Origin of the sequence: Streptomyces sp. NPDC048361 (genome assembly GCF_040651795.1) — a bacterium.
Classification (GTDB): Bacteria; Actinomycetota; Actinomycetes; order Streptomycetales; family Streptomycetaceae; genus Streptomyces.
Genome location: NZ_JBEZKW010000041.1, coordinates 17,730 through 34,635 on the forward strand (window position 1 = coordinate 17,730; position 16,906 = coordinate 34,635).

Here is a 16,906-nt window from a genome sequence, read left to right on the forward strand (position 1 = left end):
CATGGGACTAAATGAGTGGGCGTATTCAACCTCCGAGTCACTGCTGGCCGAACCGCTGCCGCGAAGGTGGGCGCACTCTCTAGGGGTCGCTAAGTGTGCTCGTGCGCTGGGGCCGATCCTGGGGGACGATGCCGAGCTACTGGAAGCGGCGGCAGTGTTGCACGACATCGGCTATTCGCCGCGCATCGCCACCACCGGCTTTCACCCGCTGGACGGGGCGCGCTTCCTTCGTGACCAGGAAGGAGCCGACGAACGGGTCGTGCGACTCGTGGCCCACCACTCCTGCGCTCTCCTGGAGGCTGAGGAGCGAGGGATCCGGCATGAGCTTGAGAGTGAGTTCGAGCTGGAGCGCCCCGGCCTGGTTGACGCGCTGGTGTTCTGCGATATGACGACCACGCCGGACGGGGAGCAGACCACGCCTGCCGATCGGGTTGGTGAGATCGTGCAGCGCTACGGTCCCGACACGATCGTGGGTCGTTTCATCCAACGGGCAGCGCCTGAGATCTACGCCGCCGCCGACAGGGTGGAGAAGCGCCTAGCCGCGGTGGCTACTGGCCATCAGCCGATGTAGGGCTGCTGCCGGGAGTCGTCCAGGCCGTGCCGGATGCGCAACCGCATCGACGGATGGATGTTCAGGTCATCGAGGTCCGTTGGGTCAACCCAACGGACCTCTTTCGATTCGCTGCTGGTGCGCAGAGCCCCGCCGGTCGGGTGGGCCCGGAAGCAGATCGAGAACTGTTGCCGCACCTCTCCGTCGTCGTACGCCAAGACGTGCTCTGGGTTGGTGTAGAGCCCCACGACGCTGTCGATCTCGACGGTTATGCCTGTCTCTTCCAGCACCTCCCGGACGACGGTGTCGCTGATGCTCTCACCGATGTCATGGCCGCCGCCCGGGAGCGCCCACAGGTCGTTGTCCGTCTTGTGGATGATCAGAAGCCGTCCGTCATCGTCGCGGACGACTGCCGTAACCGACGGCACGACGGAGTTGGCCGCAGGGGCGTTCGGGTCGCGAAAATAGTCGATTCGGCTCACGCGTGCAGACCTCCGCAATCGGCGGGTGAAGAGATGGGCCTGGCTGACTCCCAGACCCGTTCAACGCTCTCAGCGTACGCATCGAACAGTTCGCCCCCTGGCACGCGTTGAAGATGCAGCACAGGGGCCATGTACGCCCCGACCCCGTACAGATGGCCGTTGGCCAGCATCTCCTCATCGGCCCGGTAGATCGAGTTGTAGAGCGTCGTGCTGTGCAGCCGGAACTCGACTCCGGGGAGCCCGAAGAGTGAGCCGTAGTTGATGAGGGCGTTTCGAATCTTGCTGGCCATGGCCGGCCCGATTCCCTCATCCTCACCACGCACCGCCACGGCGGGGCTGCCCGGGTCCCCGAGCATGAAGCGGACGCGGACGCCGGCCGCTGACTTTTCCTTGACAACTTTGTGGAACGCGGGGTCCTCAGTGAGCCAGAAGCCCGAGTAGACGAGCACGTCGAAGTGCTCGCGCGCTTGCGCGTAGAGCTGTGGCCACAACCGGTTCGGAACGACCGATTTATGGGGGTAAAGCTTGATCAGCTCAGCATTTCCCGCCTCGGTGACCTCTGCTGATGTCCGTTCCTCCGGCCACAGGTAGGACACTTCACATTGCAGTAGCGAGGCAGCGGCGTACTGGAAGCGCCGGTAGGGCTTGCGTTTTGGGTCACCGATCCAGCGCTCGACCGTCTTGGCCGTAACCCCTAATCGCGCGCCCACTTGATCGAGCGTCATGCCGCTCTCAACGATCGCGCCTCGAAGCCTCTCGTTGGCCATGTCGTGCTCTCCCCCGGCTGGGACGACTTGGGACGACTTCACCGTAGCCAAGTCGTGCACAGGTCGTACAGGTGCGGGGTCGATCGTCTTCGTTGCAGAGGCCAAGCTGGAAGCACATCGACAGCGAGGACTCGCAGAACCGAAGAGCCGAAGGGCTTGACGGGGCGAATTCGTCTCTGCATGATGAGGAACACGTACTACATGTTCCTCATCTGGCAGTGCCCGACTGGGCGCTTGTTAGAGGTGTTTGACCTGCACGAACGCTGAGGGCGGGGACGCTGCAATCCCGCAAAAGGCCAGGTAGGACGCAATGGGCTCCGGCCCGACTGGCGAGGTGGCCCGGCGACCGCGAGCAACGGCCGGAGAGTGGGGACTTGGTCCCCCTTGCAGCAACGTCCACACAAGCGTCGTCAGAGGAGGTCCAAACGTTCGTTCGTCTCGATGGTCGTAGGCCGGGTTCGACTCCCGGCCGGGGCGCTACCGGACCGCCACTGGTCCGGCCCTGCCGGGTGGCCGCCTCTCACCACAAGACCGAGGCCGCCCGGTTCCCTTCGCGAAACAGGGAGATCGGCAATGACTGAGCGCACCTTCGTCTCCACCTCCACCGGTCCCGTCGTTCTGGGGCTGGACCTGCCGATGGGCAGGGTGCACGTGCAGGTCCTCGACAGCCTCACCCACGCTCGGGTGACACTGCGGACCGCCGACACGTCGGGCCCGGCCGCCGACGTGGTCAATGCGGCCCGCATCACCGAGAACGGCCAGACCATCGCGGTAGAGGTCCCGGAGATCCGGGGCAACGTGATGATGCAGAGCGTCCGGGGCAACCGGATCACGCAGAGCATGGGCACGGTCTATGGATCGGTCACCGGCGTCACCATCGTCAACGGCCGCGTCGTCACTGGCGGGGGCACGGACACGGTGACCCGGGTCGGCGAGATCGAGGCCCGGGTCTCGCTCCCGGCGAATTCCTCGCTCGCGGTCGTCTCCCAGTCCGCCGACGCTGTCGTGGACGGAGACGTGGACCGCATCGAGTTCCGCTCCACCTCCGGCGACTTGCACGCCGACGGGGCCCGCACCGTGACCGCGTACAGCACTTCCGGTGACCTGAACGTGTGGCGCGTGGCCGAGTACGTCGCGGCCCGCTCCGTATCCGGAGACATCTCCGTGGACCTGTACAGCGGCAGCGACGCCGAGCTGATCACCACATCCGGAAACGTGAGCGTGCACGCGACGCTCAGGGCGTCCGGCACCGTGCGGGCTAACAGCGTCTCGGGCGACGTGAGCGTCAACGGCGGCCGCGACTTGCACGTCAGCGCCCGCAGCGTCAGCGGCCACGTCCGCACCCGCTGACCTTCCGAACCTTCCTCCTGCCGGGGCGGCCGCCTCTCACCACAAGACCGAGGCCGCCCCGGTTCCCTTCGCCTTCAGGAGAGATCCACCATGCGTACGTACATCGGCAGCCACCAGGCGCTGAACGCGATCGAGTTCGAAGAACTGGCCCTGGGCTTCGACGAACTGCCCCTCGGCCTTGACCGGGACCTGTTCCGGGGCCCGCTCACCCCGGAGTCGCCCGAGGAGCGGGCGGCCCGCCTCGATGTGGCCCGCGAGGTCATCGCGGAGCTGGCCGCTCAGGGGGAGGGCGGTGACGAGATCGCGGCGTGGGACGCGCTGTACGCCGACGCGCTCACCCGCACCGTGCCCTTCCTGCGTGCCGCCCGCTCTGCCGGCCGTTCCGCTGGGACGGAGGAAGCGGCATGAGCGAGATCCTGACATCCCTGGCCGCTGCTCTGCCTCTGGCGTCCGGCTGGTCGATCCACAGTCTGTGGATGCGGCGCCGGATCGCCTCGGCCCGCCGTGACCCGCTGACCGGTCTGCTGAACCGGGACACCTTCGAGGAGCGGGCCAGCAAGTTCCTGAACGGTGGTCCTCTGGCGGTCTACTTCGTGGATTTCGACAGGTTCAAGCAGACCAACGACACCTACGGGCATGCGGCGGGGGATGCGGTCATCCGCGCCACCGGACATCGCATCCAGGAGTGGGCGACCGAGAACGGTGGTCTCGCGGCCCGGTTGGGCGGGGATGAGTTCGTGGCGGTCACCAGCGTCTACAGCGCGGGTGAATTCGACTGGACCCTGTATGAGCTGTCCGACCGGTTGGAACGGCCCGTGGCCTTCGAGGGCACCCAGCTCGGCGTGGCCGCGTCGATCGGCACCATCCGGATCGACCCGCGCACGGAGCTGGCCGACCTGTCCGCGCTGCTGCGGCGCGCGGATGAGGAGATGTACAGGGCCAAGCAGGCGGGGGTTGGTTGGAGCGTCGCCCCGAGCGTCGCCCCGACCCTGGGGACGGTCAACGGCCGCCGGGCCGGCCGCCGTGGCACCACCGGCGGAATCGGGGGCGCGGCATGAACCGCACCCCGAAGACCCTTCTGGTTCTCGCTCTGGTCGGCGTGGTCGGTATGGCGTTCCGCGTCTCGTGGAACGCGCAGCGGGACGTGGCCCGCACCGTCGGCGCGGACGCCACGGCCGCTCTGCTCTATCCGTTCGTGGTCGATGGCCTGATGGCCCTAGCGCTGGTCGCCACCCTCGTACTGACCGGCCGCGACAAGACGTTCGCGCTGCGCGTGCTGGCCGGGTACACGGCTGCGTCGCTGGTCCTCAACTACGTGCACGGGCTGGTGCCCGCACTGCACGGCGGGGGACAGCGGATGCAGTTGGCCGACTGGGCCCCCGCCAACTGGGTCCTGGTGCTGCTCGCCACCTCCCTGCCGGTCGGGTCGATTTTCTTCGGCTCGGACCTCGTGGCGAAGGTGCTGCACCACCGCCCCGCCTCGATCACAGATCAGGATGAAACGGCAGAGACGACAACAAATCGGTTGGGGCCTGACCTGCACGAGTCGGCACCCGAGACCCCGCCCGAGGCGACCGAACTCCCTGCCCCGCAGTCGGCCGAACCGGAACCGGCAGTCGTCCCGGAGCCGATGGCCGAACCGGTCGCGGAAGTCGAGCCGGTGACGTCGACTGAACCGGTCTCGCTGCGGCCGGTGGCCGCTGTCGAGTCGGCCCCGCGCCGGGCAACCGGTCGGGTCCCCGACTCGGCTCGCACCCCCCGCCCGACGCGCACCCCCGACGAACTGCTTGCCGAAGCCCGGTCGGCCACCGCTGAGTGGTCGGACACGGAGCTGACGGCTGAGGCAATCCGTAAGGCGGTCCGTACGTCGTCGGCCAGGGGCCGACTCCTGCGGGACACGCTCAAGGCCGAGCGCTCAGCACCGAATGCCGGTGCTGAGGCGACCGCCGCGTAATGGCCGCCCGCTTCTACGACCCGACCGGAGCCCGCTATGGCGTCCCCACGTTTCCGTGGCGGATGGCTCCGGACGGGTTGGCGACCCGTCGTCAGCTCCGTGCCCGCGGCTTGCGCCCCGACGGGCAGGACGTGGCCGCACAGGTCCTCTGGTTCTCCCGCCGCTACCGGCGCAAGGGTGCCAGCCCGATCCGCGTCGCCTACCTCTACCGCCTCGACCGCGCGAAGCCGGTCCGGCCGATGACGCCCGCGAAGTGGGCCGCGCTCGCCAAGGCGAACGCCGCTCAGCGGGTCTGCACCGAGTGCCGGCGGGATGCCGGATACCGCATTCCCGCCTCGCTCGGTATGTGCGTGACCTGCGCGGACGCCCCCCAGCTCGCTGCCTGAACCTGCCCGACTTCGCTCAGCGGGCCCCGGACGGCTCGCCTGCCAAAGCACCGTCCGGGGCCCTTCCAACCCCACTCGTCAGAGGGAGCACATCAACCGTGTCTGAGAACACCGTGGTTGGCCAGACCGAAGAGCCCGAGCGTCCCGACGCCGAAGTCTTCGACATCACCACCAAACGCCCCGCTGCCGCCCCCGCCCCGGAAGCGGCCAAGGCGCCCGTTGCTGCCGCGCCGGTGGAGGCGGACGACAACGAAGACGAGTCGCCCCGGCTTCGGCCGGTGGACTCGCCCCGCCTTCCCGATCCGGGCATCACGACCTACAAGCGGCTGCCGATCCTGCCGAGTTGGCTGACCTCGAAGCCGGGGTTCGTCTCCACCACTCAGCGCGCGGCCGGCAACGCGTTCTACGCGGCCCGCTTTCATGGCATCCGCACCCCCTGGTACGCGCTGCGGCTCGGGATGAACGCCCCGCGCGGCGCGGCCCGCATGGTCCGCGACACCAACCGGTGGATGTGGGACGCCGAAGCCGCCCCGCTGCGCGCGTATGAGGTCTACAAGGAGAACACCGTCGAGTACCTGAAGCTGTCGCGTCAGCGGGACAGCCGGGTGCGGCTGCGGGTGTTCGTCACCGCTGTGGGTGCGGTGTTCGGTGCCGCGTTCGCGCTGACCTTGTATGTCATGGCGCCGGGCTGGCTCGCGGTGCTGGCGTCGGCTGCGGTGCTGGTCGCCGGTTTCTGGGGCGCGCCCCAGGACCAGCCGGTGATCGGCCCGGCGGTGCTGAAGACCGAGTTGCAGAAGCTCACCGGCTCGATCGTGCTGCGTGCGCTGGACAGCATCGGCAATCAGAAGCTGTCGGCCGCTATCAAGAAGGGCGGCGACATGAACGGGATGCGCTTCACCTCCGAGATCACTCGCGACGGGCCCGGATACCGCGCTGACCTTGACCTTCCGTGGGGTGTGACCCCGGAGGACATCATGGAGGAGCGCAAGCCCCTGGCGTCCGGGCTGCGGCGCAAGGTCGGCTGCGTGTGGCCCTCTGCCGACCCGACCGAGCATGAGGGACGGCTGATCCTGTGGGTGGGCGACAAGCCCATGAACGAGACCACGAAACCGGCCTGGCCGCTGCTCAAGTCCGGCAGCGTGGATCTGTTCAAGCCCGTCGTGTTCGGCAACGACCAGCGCATGGGCGATGTCGCCGTGACCTTGATGTTCGCGTCCGTTGTGGTCGGCTCCATTCCGCGCATGGGCAAGACGTTCCTGATGCGCCTGTTCCTGCTGATCGCGGCCCTGGACCCGCGTGCGGAGCTGTACGCGTTCGACTTCAAGGGCACCGGCGACTTCGGCGCACTGGAGCCGGTCTGTCACCGCTACCGCGCCGGTGACGAGGACGAAGACATCCTGTACGTCCTCGAATCGCTGCGAGAGCTGCGCACCGAGCTGCGCCGCCGGGCGAAGGTCATCAAGTCACTGCCGCGCACGCGCTGCCCGGAATCGAAGGTCACCGCAGAGCTGGCCAACGACAAGGCGCTCGGGCTGCACCCGATCGTCGCCGGGTTCGATGAGTGCCAAGTCCCCTTCGAGCACGAGAAGTACGGCAAGGAACTCGAAGAGATCGCAACCGACCTGTGCAAGCGCGGTCCCGCGCTCGGCATGGTGACCCTGTTCGGCACGCAGCGGCCCGACGCGAAGTCCCTGCCCACCGGCATCTCCGCCAACGCGGTGCTGCGGTTCTGCCTCAAGGTCATGGGCCAGCCCGCCAACGACATGGTGCTCGGCACCTCGATGTACAAGGCGGGATACCGGGCCACGATGTTCTCCCGCACCGACCGCGGCATCTGCTGGATGGCCGGTGAAGGCGACGATCCGCGCATCGTGGCGTCCGCGTTCGTGGACGCGGTCGGCGCGGAGAAGGTCGTGGCCCGGGCGCGGAAGATGCGCGAGGAGTACGGAAACGTCACCGGCCACGCGATCGGGCAGGCACCCGAGAGCGGTGAGGCCGCGTTCGATCTGCTGGCCGACGTTCTCAACGTTGTGCCGGCCGATGAGGACAAGGTGTGGAACGAGAAGGTCGCCACCCGCCTCGCGGCCCTGCGCCCGGAGGTCTACGGCGGGTGGAAGGCCGAGACGGTGACCTCGAACCTCAAGCCGCACGGCGTTGCCGCGCAGGATGTCTGGGGCTCCACCGACAAGGGGAAGGGCACCACCCGCCGCGGCATCGCCCGCGCCGACATCCTCACAGCCGTCACGGTGCGTGACGGAAAGCGGTCCGGGAGCTGACGCGTACGGGCGCTAGACCTAGCGGCCACCGCTGCTAGGTCTAGCACCCCCGCTAGCACCCCACTTGCGCTCTGATCAGCGATCTCGCACCTAGCACCCCACCTGCGGAAACACCGGAAACCGCCTGGAAGGGCACCCCATGACCCTCATCCTCCTTGCTAGCGCCTGCCTGCTCATAGTCACTCTCGGTTATGCCAGTCTGTGTGCGTCCAGCCCATTCGGGGACTGCCGCAAGTGCAAGGGCTTCGGCTACGCCCTCAAGAAGAACCGGCGCGGACAGCTCAAGCCCGGCAAGACCTGCCGCCGCTGCCGGGGCGAGCGCAAGCGCATCCGCACCGGCCGCCACCTCTACAACCTCTGGCTCCGCATCTACCGCGAAGGCCAGACCAACACCCCCCGCAAACCCGCCTTCAAGCCGACCCAGAAGGGCTGACCCATGGCAGTCACCATCTCGCTCCTGCTGATCTTCGGCATCTTGCTCGTGCTCGTTCTGCGCACCAGCAAGAGCTACGGCACCGCGTTCCTGGCCGCGATGTTCGGCTTCTACCTCGCGGGAACCGGCGCCGCCCCCACCGTCAACAGCCTCATGACCGCTCTCGCTCACGCCCTGCCCAACTGATCCCGGAAGGAACGGCCGTGAACGAACCGATCCTCGCGCGCCACTGGCTCGCCCTGGCCGCCCCCAAAGCGGCCCCGGCCGTGGCCACGTCCACCGTGCTGATCCTGGCCCGGATCTGGAACGCCAACGGCGCCCAACACAGCTTCGGCAACGCCGCGTTGATGACCGTGCTTGCGGCCGGTGCCGCTGCGGCCGGCGCCTCTCTGAGCCGGACCGGAGACAGCGTTCTCGCAGCGAGCGGGTACGGCATCGCCGGTGCCTTCGCCCTCACCGGCGCTGCCGCCTACGCCGATGGCCTGCCGCTCCCGCTGCTCTTGTGGGTGCTCGCCACCACCATCGCCTACGGCTTCACCGCCCGGCACTGGCGCACCGACCGCCGCGACACCATCGCGCACGAGCGGCACATGAGCGAACAGCACACCGTGCACGCTCACGTCGAACGCGTCGAAGCCCTGCGCGCCGGGGCACAGATCGAGTCCGCCCGCGCCGGTGCCGCCTACGCCGAACAGCTCGCCACGGCCCTGATCACCCGCGCCACCCTGCCCGGCTGCGACGCCATCCAGCTCGCGCGGGCCGGGCTGCCCGAACTGCCCGCTACGGAAAGGAAGTCCCTGTGAAACGCCGCTACCGGCCCCGGCTGCGCATCCAGCGCGCGACCTGGCCCAGCCCGGCCCTGATCCTGACCGACACGCCCCGCCCCAACTGCCCGCAGTGTGAGGGGGACGGGGGCATCGAAGAGGACTACGGCGACTCCGAGACCGGCGAGTACGCGGGCACCCACTGGTACGCGTGCACCTGCTGGAACGAGGCCTGCTGTTGGTTCCTGCTGCCCCTGCCGCGCCGCCCGCTCTGGCCGCGCCGCACCGGCACGGCCCCCGACCCGTGGGCCACCGACGAACCGCCGTTCTAATCCCCGAGAAAGGACACCCGTCATGCACAGCATCACCCGGCCCGCGACGCTCTTTACCCAGGTGGACGGCCGCAATTACCGGCCCGAGCCGATCAGTCTGGACGCGGCCCGCTCCGGTATCCGCAGGTCCCGTGCGAGTCGCGACACGGTGGACGCGGTGAACGTCTACGCCACCACCGACCGCGACGGGACCGCGCTGCACGTCGCCTACATCCACCACACCCCGGGCCGCTGGTCCAACGTGTCCGAGGTCATCGACGTGTACGAGATCCCCACCGACGCCCTGACCGACCTGTAGCTATGCCCGGGGCGGTCGCCTCTCACCACAAGACCGCGACCGCCCCGGCTCTCTGTCCCTTCGCAGAAACAGGAGAACCCCCAGCATGACACCAACCCATGCCCCGGCGCTGCTGTGCGCCGCACTCGCTGCCGCTCAGCGCGGCTGGCCCGTCTTCCCCGTGCGCCCTGGCGACAAGCGGCCCGCCGGACACCCCGAACGGGACTGCCCCGGCACCGGCCGGTGCACCAAGGGCCACCGCACCCCGGAGCAGCGCGCCACCCTGGACGCGGACAGCATCCGCGCCTGCTGGGGCACGGCCCCGTACAACGTCGGGATCGCCACCGGCCCCGCCCATCTCGTCGTGGTGGACCTGGACCTGCCCAAGAACGCCGACGACACCGCACCGGCCGAGTGGGCGGGCATGGCCGATGGGCTGGACGTGTTCGCCGCCCTCTGCGAACGAGCGGGCCAGCCGCTGCCGACCGAGACGTACACCGTGCGCACCCGCCGTGGCGGACAGCACCTGTACTTCACCGCCCCCGAGGGAAAGACGCTACGCAGCACGGGCGGCAGCCTGGGGTGGAAGGTTGATACCCGAGCCTGGGGCGGGTACGTGGTCGGCGCCGGAAGCATGGTCGGCACCCGGGCCTATGAGGCCATTCACGACGCCCCTGCCGCCCCCCTCCCTGCGTGGCTCAGTGACCTGATCACCACCCAGCCCGCACCGGCCCCCATGCCGCTGTCGGAGCTGTCCGCCCGGATGCGCAACGCCACCGCCTACAGCACCACCGCCCTGCGCGGGGAACTGGAAAAAGTGCTGTCCGCCCGTGAGGGCGGTCGTAATCGCTCGGTGTACTTCGCCGCCTACGCCCTCGCAAGGCTGATCCGCACCGGGGACCTGACGGAAGCCGCGGTCACCACGGAGCTGATGAGTACGGGGCAGTCCATCGGCCTGTCCGCCGGGGAGTGCCGCACCGCCATCCGTTCCGGGCTGATCCGGGGCGGAGCGGGGGAGGCGAGTGCGGCATGAGCCCACAGCCTGTGGACAGTCCGGACCTGTGGGCCGGGCTGAGCCTCGTTGAGGAACCCGGAGCAGAGCCGGTGTGGGAGGACCCCATCCCGCTCACCGCGCGTCGTGAACTCCCCGCCTTTCCCACGGAGGTGTTCCCGGCCTGGCTCGGGGACTTCGTGCGGGCCGTTGCCGAGGAGACGCAGACCCCGGTGGACATGGCCGCCTCGCTCGCCCTCGCGGTGCTGTCGACCGCTGCCGGTGGCCGCGCTGTGGTGCATGTCCGGGGCCGGTGGCGGGAGCCCACGAACACGTTCGTCGTCGTCGCGCTGCCGCCGGGCAACCGGAAGTCGGCCGTGTTCTCCCTGATGACGAACCCGCTCTACAAGTCCGAAGCCCTGCTTGCCGCGGCATCGGCCAGCACCATCATCGAGGCGGAGATTACGGCGAAGCTCGCCAAGGAGGTCGCGGAGAGCGCGGCCACCAAAGCGGCCCGCGCGGAGGCCGACAAGCGTGACCAGCTCGTGGCCGAGGCCATCAGCCTCGCGCAGACCGCCGAGTCGCTCACCGTGCCCGCCAAACCCCGTCTGCTGGCCGATGACGCGACCCCGGAAGTCATTGCCTCGCTGCTGGCCGAACAGGGCGGCAGGCTGGCCGTGATGAGCGCGGAAGGCGGCATCTTCGACATCATCGCCGGACGTTACTCCGGGACCCCGAACATGGAGGTCTTCCTCCGTGGGCAGGCAGGGGACCGGCTTCGCGTGGACCGCCGTGGGCGTGAGGAGTTCATCGAGTCGCCCGCGCTCACCATGGGCCTGACCGTGCAGCCGTCCGTCATCGAGGACATCGGCCGCATCAAGGGAGCAGGAGACAGGGGCTTGTTGGCCCGCTTCCTGTACTCGCTGCCCACCTCCCTCGTAGGGCATCGCAAGATCCTCCCCGACACGATCCCAGACGCGGTGGCCGACACCTACGAGGAACGCGTCATCGCTCTGACCATGTCGCTCGCAGACTGGACAGACCCGGCGGTCCTACAGCTCTCGCCCGAAGCTAACGACGCTTTGGTGGCCTACGAGCGCCGCCAAGAACCGCGGCTGCGTAAGCGCGGCGGGGACCTTGGTCATGTCGGGAACTGGGCCGCGAAGTTGGGCGGTGCGACCTGCCGCCTCGCGGGACTGCTGCACCTGGCTACGCACACCGAGAACGGCCACACCCAGCCCATCACCGCCGACACTATGCGCGACGCGGTCAAGCTCTCGGACTACTTCACCGGCCACGCCCTGGCGGTCTTCGACCTGATGGGCGCAGATCCCGTGGCCAACCGCGCCCGCACCGTCCATGACCTGCTCCGCACCAGCGAGTGGACCGAGATCAGCAAACGCGACCTCATGGCCAAGCTCTCCCGCTCAGAGTTCCCCACCGTCGCAGACCTCGACCCCGCGCTGAACCTGCTGGAAGACCACGGATACATCCGAGCCCAGCCCGTCCACCGCACCGGCGGACGCGGCCGGCCACCGTCGCCGCGGTACCTCATCCACCCCCAGCTGAGCCAACCCACCGCCTGACCTCCGCCACAGAAACCACAGAATCACAGAAATAACCCGGCCCCGCCTCTGACCTGCACAAACACCGTCAGGAGCGGCAGGCGTGCTGCTGCCACAGAAACCCACGGAAGTCCCACACAAATACGAGCCCGCCCCCGGCTCCTTATTTCTGTGGGACTTCCTGCGGTTTCTGTGGCGACTCGCCCCCACCGGCATCCCCGCAGGTCAGCCCACCTGCCCCGGCTTTCTGTGTATTTCGCGGTTTCTGTGGCGCCCCACAGAGGAGCGAAGCCCATGAACACCCCTGAGAGTGCTGCGACGCTCACCGACGACGACCCGACCGTTGCCCTCCTGACAGTGGAGGAGGCAGCCCGACGTCTCCGCATCGGACGGACGTACTGCTACCAGCTCATCCGCACCGGCCAGCTTGAAACGGTGCCGCTCGGCCGCTTGCGCCGGGTGTCGGCCACGGCTGTGCCTGAGTTCGTCGCCCGTCTGCGCGCTGCGAACCGCGCTGCCTGAGAGGACGCCCGTGGAAGAGAAGAAGGCGAAGAAGGGCACCCGCCGCGCCAACGGCGAAACCGCGATCTACTTCGGGAAGGATGGCCGCTGGCACGCCAGAGTGCCGATGGGCTACCGGGACAACGGCGAGCCGTACCGGAGGCACATCACCCGCACCTCAGAAGACCTCCTCAAGGACGAGGTTAAGCGGCTGGAGAAGCAGCGCGACCAGGGGACTGCCCAGCAGCCCGGGAAGCTGTGGACGGTCGAAAAGTGGCTGTGGCACTGGGTCGAGAACATCGCCAAGGAAGTCGTCAGCGAGAACACCTATGACGGCTACGAGGTGGCCGTTCGGGTGCACCTCGTTCCCGGCATCGGCAAACACCGGATCGACCGCCTGGAGCCGGAACACCTGGAGAGCCTGTACCGCCGGATGAAGGCGAACGGCAGCAAGCCCGCCACGGCTCATCAGGCCCACCGGACCGCACGTACCGCCCTGGGTGAGGCGGTACGGCGTGGCCATGCGGCGAAGAACGCCGCCGCGCTGGCCAAGCCGCCCCGGGTAGAGGAGGCCGAAGAGGAGATCGAGCCCTACTCGGTTGAGGAGGTGCAAAGCCTGCTGATTGAGGTCAACAAGCGCCGGAACAGCGCTCGTTGGATGCTTGCCCTTGCGCTCGGCCTACGCCAGGGGGAGACCCTGGGGCTCCGGTGGGCTGATGTGGACCTGGATCACGAGTATCTGAAGCTGCGCAGGAACCGGTTGCGGCCGAAGTACGCACACGGATGCAAGGAGGCCGATCCGTGTGGGCGGAAGGCCGGTTACTGCCCTATGCGCGAGCAGGTCCGGCGTGAGACGAAGAACACCAAGTCACGCGCGGGACGCCGTGCGGTGCCCTTGCCTGGTCCTTTGGTCCGGATGCTCCGGGCGCACAGGGAGGCGCAGGCCCGCGAGCGGAAGGCGGCCGGCGACCAGTGGACTGAGTCGGAGTACGTGTTCACCAAGCCGCTCGGTGGTCCGCTCAGTCCGAACACGGACTATCACGACTGGAAGAAGCTCATCGGTGACGCCGGGGTGAGGGACGCGCGTCTGCACGACGCACGGCACACGGCCGCCACCGTGCTCATGCTGCTAGGGGTTCCGGACCGCGTCATCGACCAGATCATGGGTTGGGAGCCGGGGACGTCTTCCCGGATGCGTGCGCGGTACCTGCACGTTCCCGACGCCATGTTGAAAGACGTGGCGCAGAAGATCGCGGAGGCCATCTGGGGCCCCGCGCAGAAGGGCCTTGTGGACAAAGACCAGGACAACGGGAGCTGAGGAACGACGAAGGGCCCCGCAGCGAACTGCGGGGCCCTTCGACGTATTGCCCGGTGAGAGCAATGGCGGAGGATACGAGATTCGAACTCGTGAGGGGTTGCCCCCAACACGCTTTCCAAGCGTGCGCCCTAGGCCACTAGGCGAATCCTCCGCGGCAAACAATACAAGACGTTGAGGGGTGCTCGCGAACTCGTTCGCCGGTCCGGGGATCGGGTACTCTGAGCGCAGCCCCTCACGTGGCGCTATCTGACTGAACTCCCCCAGGGCCGGAAGGCAGCAAGGGTAAGTTGGCTCTGGCGGGTGCGTGGGGGGCGCTTGGTTTTTCGCGCGGGTGCGGGTCCACTCCCCCTGCGTGGGCGCACTTGCGGCCGACTGAGGCCGCTGGGGGATCCGTCGGCGGGCCCGGTTGTCAGTGGGCCCCGATAACCTCGTATGCGTGTCGTCCCTTGCGTTGTACCGCCGCTACCGCCCCGAGTCCTTCGCCGAGGTCATCGGGCAGGAGCATGTCACCGACCCGCTGCAGCAGGCGCTGCGGAACAACCGGGTCAATCACGCGTACCTGTTCAGCGGTCCACGGGGCTGTGGCAAGACGACCAGCGCCCGGATCCTCGCCCGGTGTCTCAACTGCGAGCAGGGGCCGACGCCCACGCCGTGCGGGGAGTGCCAGTCCTGCCAGGACCTCGCGCGCAACGGGCCGGGTTCCATCGACGTGATCGAGATCGACGCGGCGTCGCACGGTGGCGTGGACGACGCCCGTGAGCTGCGCGAGAAGGCCTTCTTCGGCCCCGCGTCCAGCCGCTACAAGATCTACATCATCGACGAGGCCCACATGGTGACCTCGGCCGGCTTCAACGCCCTCCTGAAGGTCGTCGAGGAGCCGCCGGAGCACCTCAAGTTCATCTTCGCCACCACCGAGCCCGAGAAGGTCATCGGGACGATCCGGTCCCGTACGCACCACTACCCGTTCCGGCTCGTCCCGCCCGGCACCCTGCGGGAGTACCTCGGCGAGGTCTGCGGCCGCGAGGGCATCCCCGTCGAGGACGGCGTACTGCCGCTCGTGGTCCGCGCCGGCGCAGGGTCCGTGCGTGACTCGATGTCCGTCATGGACCAGCTCCTCGCCGGCGCCGCCGACGACGGTGTGACGTACGCCATGGCCACCGCCCTGCTCGGCTATACGGACACCTCGCTGCTCGACTCCGTGGTCGACGCCTTCGCGTCGGGCGACGGCGCCGCCGCATTCGAGGTCGTCGACCGCATCATCGAGGGAGGAAACGACCCGCGCCGCTTCGTCGCCGACCTCCTGGAGCGGCTGCGCGACCTCGTCATCCTCGCCGCCGTCCCGGACGCGGGGGAGAAGGGGCTCATCGACGCCCCGGCCGATGTCGTCGAGCGGATGTCGGCGCAGGCTTCCGTGTTCGGCGCGGCCGAGCTCAGCCGCGCGGCCGACCTCGTCAACGCGGGGCTCACCGAAATGCGCGGAGCCACCTCGCCCCGGCTCCAGCTCGAATTGATCTGCGCCCGGGTGCTGCTGCCCGCCGCATACGACGACGAGCGCTCGCTCCAGGCCCGTATCGACCGGCTAGAGCGGGGGGCCGTCCAGTTCCAGGCCGCGCCGGGTGGCGGCCCCGCCATGGGGTACGTGCCGGGGCCCGAGGCGCATGCGCCCCTGCACCAGGGCGGTCCCGGAGGCGGTCCCGGTGGCCCGGGGGCTCCTGCCGCATTCGGTGCGCCCGGTGGGTCCGGCGGTCCCGGCGGGCCAGACGCCGCTCGGGCCGAGGTGCGGGGTGCGGGGGCGACGGGTGCTCCGGTGCAGATGGGCGGGCCCGCCCACTCCGGCCCGGCCGCGCCCCCCGTTTCGGCCGCTACGCAATCCGCCCCGCAGCAGCACCAGCCCGCCCCGCAGCAGGCGCCTTCCGGTCAGCCTCAGTCTGATCAGCCCCAGCCCGGTCAGGCTCAGCCCGTACAGGCGCAGCCCGCCGCGCAGGCCGGGCCCGCTGCCGGCGCATGGCCGTCCGCCGCCGCGCCCGGCCAGGGGAGTGGCGGCCAGCGTCCCGGCGCCTGGCCCGGTGCGTCCGCGCCCGGGTCGGGGTCCGGAACCGGGGCCGGCTCCGGTGCCTGGCCCTCCGCCGCCTCGGCCGGGTCTCCCGGGGCCGCGGGGCCCTCCGCCCCCTCCGCCCCCGAGTCCGCGCCGGCCCCCACCGCTCCCGCCCCGACCGCCGCCGCGCAGGGCAACGCCTTGCAGGTGCGCAACATGTGGCCGGACATCCTGGAGGCCGTCAAGAACAAGCGGCGCTTCACCTGGATCCTGCTCAGTCAGAACGCGCAGGTCGCCGGGTTCGACGGCACCACCGTCCAGCTCGGCTTCATCAACGCCGGTGCCCGGGACAACTTCGCGAGCAGCGGCAGCGAGGACGTGCTGCGCGGTGTGCTCTCCGAGCGGTTCGGGGTCCAGTGGAAGGTCGAGGCGATCATCGACCCGTCGGGCGGCGCCCAGCCCCCGGCCGCCGCGGCCAACTTCGGCGGCAGCGCACCCCGGCCCGCTGCCCCGCCCCAGCAGCACCAGCCTCAACAGCACCAGCCCCAACAGCACCAGCAGGCCCAGTCGTCCTCGCCCTCGCAGTACCCCGGGGCTCAGCAAGGGACCCAGGGGTCCCAGGGAACCCAGGGGTCCGCAAGCTCGGGCTACGGCTCGTCCGGCTCGGCCGGGTCCGGCGGGTCCGCCGGGTCCTCCAGCGCGCACTCCCAGTCCCAGGGCTACCCCTCCTCCGCACAGCAGTCCCCGCAAGCCCCCGCCCCCCAGCGCCACGAGGAGCCCCCGCCGCCCCCCGTCCGGCCGGAGGACGACGTTCCGGAGGACGACGACCCGGACCTCGTGGACAACGCGCTCTCCGGCCACGACCTGATCGTGCGCGAGCTCGGGGCCACCGTCGTGGAGGAATATACGAACGAGGGGTGAGCAT

The 16,906-nt window shown here is 69.2% G+C and carries 19 protein-coding genes, 1 tRNA gene and 1 other RNA gene; 18 read left to right on the forward strand and 3 right to left on the reverse strand.

Annotation, left to right across the window (positions count from 1 at the left end; translation table 11 throughout):
- The first annotated feature begins 1 nt into the window (after window position 1).
- Window positions 2-571 carry an HD domain-containing protein gene (locus AB0D31_RS22895; protein ID WP_362726098.1) on the forward strand — a complete coding sequence of 190 codons (570 nt, stop codon included), beginning with the start codon at window positions 2-4 and terminating at the stop codon, window positions 569-571.
- Here the strand turns inward: AB0D31_RS22895 and AB0D31_RS22900 are convergent.
- Together AB0D31_RS22900 and AB0D31_RS22905 are read right to left on the reverse strand one after the other, a co-directional pair.
- On the reverse strand, window positions 559-1,032 hold the full coding sequence (locus AB0D31_RS22900; protein WP_362726100.1) for an NUDIX domain-containing protein: 474 nt from the start codon (window positions 1,030-1,032) through the stop codon (window positions 559-561). The two genes, AB0D31_RS22895 and AB0D31_RS22900, sit on opposite strands and share 13 nt — an antisense overlap.
- A complete protein-coding gene (locus AB0D31_RS22905) occupies window positions 1,029-1,799 on the reverse strand; it encodes an XRE family transcriptional regulator (protein WP_362726101.1) in 771 nt (256 codons plus the stop codon). The genes AB0D31_RS22900 and AB0D31_RS22905 overlap by 4 nt, the downstream gene beginning before the upstream one ends.
- 573 nt (window positions 1,800-2,372) lie before the next feature.
- On the opposite strand from AB0D31_RS22905, the gene AB0D31_RS22910 reads away from it, so the two are divergent.
- The 15 genes from AB0D31_RS22910 to AB0D31_RS22980 all read left to right on the forward strand — a co-directional run bounded on the left by AB0D31_RS22910 (window position 2,373) and on the right by AB0D31_RS22980 (window position 13,946).
- Window positions 2,373-3,149 (forward strand): DUF4097 family beta strand repeat-containing protein, encoded by a 777-nt coding sequence (locus AB0D31_RS22910; protein WP_362726103.1) that lies wholly within the window; start codon window positions 2,373-2,375, stop codon window positions 3,147-3,149.
- A 90-nt stretch (window positions 3,150-3,239) separates the two neighbouring features.
- Entirely contained in the window at window positions 3,240-3,557 is a 318-nt protein-coding gene (locus AB0D31_RS22915; RefSeq protein WP_362726106.1) for a hypothetical protein, read from the forward strand.
- Window positions 3,554-4,207: a GGDEF domain-containing protein gene (locus AB0D31_RS22920; RefSeq protein ID WP_362726109.1), complete on the forward strand. Its 654-nt coding sequence runs from the start codon at window positions 3,554-3,556 to the stop codon at window positions 4,205-4,207. Before AB0D31_RS22915 ends, AB0D31_RS22920 begins: the two co-directional genes overlap by 4 nt.
- On the forward strand, window positions 4,204-5,103 hold the full coding sequence (locus AB0D31_RS22925) for a DUF2637 domain-containing protein (RefSeq protein ID WP_362726111.1): 900 nt from the start codon (window positions 4,204-4,206) through the stop codon (window positions 5,101-5,103). The genes AB0D31_RS22920 and AB0D31_RS22925 overlap by 4 nt, the downstream gene beginning before the upstream one ends.
- The gene (locus AB0D31_RS22930) at window positions 5,103-5,489 is read left to right on the forward strand and encodes an RRQRL motif-containing zinc-binding protein (RefSeq protein WP_362726114.1); all 387 of its coding nucleotides are present in this window, start codon (window positions 5,103-5,105) and stop codon (window positions 5,487-5,489) included. Before AB0D31_RS22925 ends, AB0D31_RS22930 begins: the two co-directional genes overlap by 1 nt.
- A 98-nt stretch (window positions 5,490-5,587) precedes the next feature.
- Window positions 5,588-7,765: a cell division protein FtsK gene (locus AB0D31_RS22935; protein ID WP_362726117.1), complete on the forward strand. Its 2,178-nt coding sequence runs from the start codon at window positions 5,588-5,590 to the stop codon at window positions 7,763-7,765.
- A 139-nt stretch (window positions 7,766-7,904) separates the two neighbouring features.
- Entirely contained in the window at window positions 7,905-8,198 is a 294-nt protein-coding gene (locus AB0D31_RS22940; RefSeq protein ID WP_362726120.1) for a hypothetical protein, read from the forward strand.
- Between the two features lie 3 nt (window positions 8,199-8,201).
- Window positions 8,202-8,384, forward strand: a complete 183-nt coding sequence (locus tag AB0D31_RS22945) for a hypothetical protein (RefSeq protein ID WP_161244336.1) — start codon at window positions 8,202-8,204, stop codon at window positions 8,382-8,384.
- A 17-nt stretch (window positions 8,385-8,401) separates the two neighbouring features.
- Complete coding sequence (locus AB0D31_RS22950; protein ID WP_362726123.1) at window positions 8,402-9,001, forward strand: hypothetical protein; 600 nt, start codon at window positions 8,402-8,404, stop codon at window positions 8,999-9,001.
- Window positions 8,998-9,294: a hypothetical protein gene (locus AB0D31_RS22955; RefSeq protein WP_362726126.1), complete on the forward strand. Its 297-nt coding sequence runs from the start codon at window positions 8,998-9,000 to the stop codon at window positions 9,292-9,294. Before AB0D31_RS22950 ends, AB0D31_RS22955 begins: the two co-directional genes overlap by 4 nt.
- A 22-nt stretch (window positions 9,295-9,316) precedes the next feature.
- The gene (locus tag AB0D31_RS22960) at window positions 9,317-9,592 is read left to right on the forward strand and encodes a hypothetical protein (RefSeq protein ID WP_362726128.1); all 276 of its coding nucleotides are present in this window, start codon (window positions 9,317-9,319) and stop codon (window positions 9,590-9,592) included.
- An 85-nt stretch (window positions 9,593-9,677) separates the two neighbouring features.
- Window positions 9,678-10,604 (forward strand): bifunctional DNA primase/polymerase, encoded by a 927-nt coding sequence (locus tag AB0D31_RS22965; protein ID WP_362726131.1) that lies wholly within the window; start codon window positions 9,678-9,680, stop codon window positions 10,602-10,604.
- Complete coding sequence (locus AB0D31_RS22970; RefSeq protein ID WP_362726134.1) at window positions 10,601-12,148, forward strand: YfjI family protein; 1,548 nt, start codon at window positions 10,601-10,603, stop codon at window positions 12,146-12,148. The genes AB0D31_RS22965 and AB0D31_RS22970 overlap by 4 nt, the downstream gene beginning before the upstream one ends.
- A gap of 273 nt (window positions 12,149-12,421) precedes the next feature.
- On the forward strand, window positions 12,422-12,649 hold the full coding sequence (locus AB0D31_RS22975) for an excisionase family DNA-binding protein (protein WP_362726137.1): 228 nt from the start codon (window positions 12,422-12,424) through the stop codon (window positions 12,647-12,649).
- 10 nt (window positions 12,650-12,659) lie between these two features.
- Entirely contained in the window at window positions 12,660-13,946 is a 1,287-nt protein-coding gene (locus tag AB0D31_RS22980) for a site-specific integrase (protein ID WP_362726140.1), read from the forward strand.
- Window positions 13,947-14,009: 63 nt separating this feature from the next.
- Here the strand turns inward: AB0D31_RS22980 and AB0D31_RS22985 are convergent.
- A tRNA-Ser gene (locus AB0D31_RS22985) sits at window positions 14,010-14,097 on the reverse strand.
- Between the two features lie 72 nt (window positions 14,098-14,169).
- Between AB0D31_RS22985 and ffs the strand changes: the two genes are divergently transcribed.
- Window positions 14,170-14,268: signal recognition particle sRNA small type (gene ffs, locus AB0D31_RS22990), an RNA gene on the forward strand.
- A gap of 114 nt (window positions 14,269-14,382) precedes the next feature.
- Entirely contained in the window at window positions 14,383-16,902 is a 2,520-nt protein-coding gene (locus AB0D31_RS22995; protein ID WP_362726143.1) for a DNA polymerase III subunit gamma and tau, read from the forward strand.
- Window positions 16,903-16,906: the final 4 nt, after the last annotated feature.

Bases quoted from the DNA above. Each gene is read 5' to 3' on its own strand.
- AB0D31_RS22965 (WP_362726131.1), top strand. From the start codon at position 9,678: ATGACACCAACCCATGCCCCGGCGCTGCTGTGCGCCGCACTCGCTGCC.
- AB0D31_RS22970 (WP_362726134.1), top strand. From the start codon at position 10,601: ATGAGCCCACAGCCTGTGGACAGTCCGGACCTGTGGGCCGGGCTGAGC.
- AB0D31_RS22930 (WP_362726114.1), top strand. From the start codon at position 5,103: ATGGCCGCCCGCTTCTACGACCCGACCGGAGCCCGCTATGGCGTCCCC.
- AB0D31_RS22925 (WP_362726111.1), top strand. From the start codon at position 4,204: ATGAACCGCACCCCGAAGACCCTTCTGGTTCTCGCTCTGGTCGGCGTG.
- AB0D31_RS22945 (WP_161244336.1), top strand. From the start codon at position 8,202: ATGGCAGTCACCATCTCGCTCCTGCTGATCTTCGGCATCTTGCTCGTG.
- AB0D31_RS22915 (WP_362726106.1), top strand. From the start codon at position 3,240: ATGCGTACGTACATCGGCAGCCACCAGGCGCTGAACGCGATCGAGTTC.
- AB0D31_RS22975 (WP_362726137.1), top strand. From the start codon at position 12,422: ATGAACACCCCTGAGAGTGCTGCGACGCTCACCGACGACGACCCGACC.
- AB0D31_RS22920 (WP_362726109.1), top strand. From the start codon at position 3,554: ATGAGCGAGATCCTGACATCCCTGGCCGCTGCTCTGCCTCTGGCGTCC.
- AB0D31_RS22960 (WP_362726128.1), top strand. From the start codon at position 9,317: ATGCACAGCATCACCCGGCCCGCGACGCTCTTTACCCAGGTGGACGGC.
- AB0D31_RS22905 (WP_362726101.1), bottom strand. From the start codon at position 1,799: ATGGCCAACGAGAGGCTTCGAGGCGCGATCGTTGAGAGCGGCATGACG.
- AB0D31_RS22910 (WP_362726103.1), top strand. From the start codon at position 2,373: ATGACTGAGCGCACCTTCGTCTCCACCTCCACCGGTCCCGTCGTTCTG.
- AB0D31_RS22895 (WP_362726098.1), top strand. From the start codon at position 2: ATGGGACTAAATGAGTGGGCGTATTCAACCTCCGAGTCACTGCTGGCC.
- AB0D31_RS22940 (WP_362726120.1), top strand. From the start codon at position 7,905: ATGACCCTCATCCTCCTTGCTAGCGCCTGCCTGCTCATAGTCACTCTC.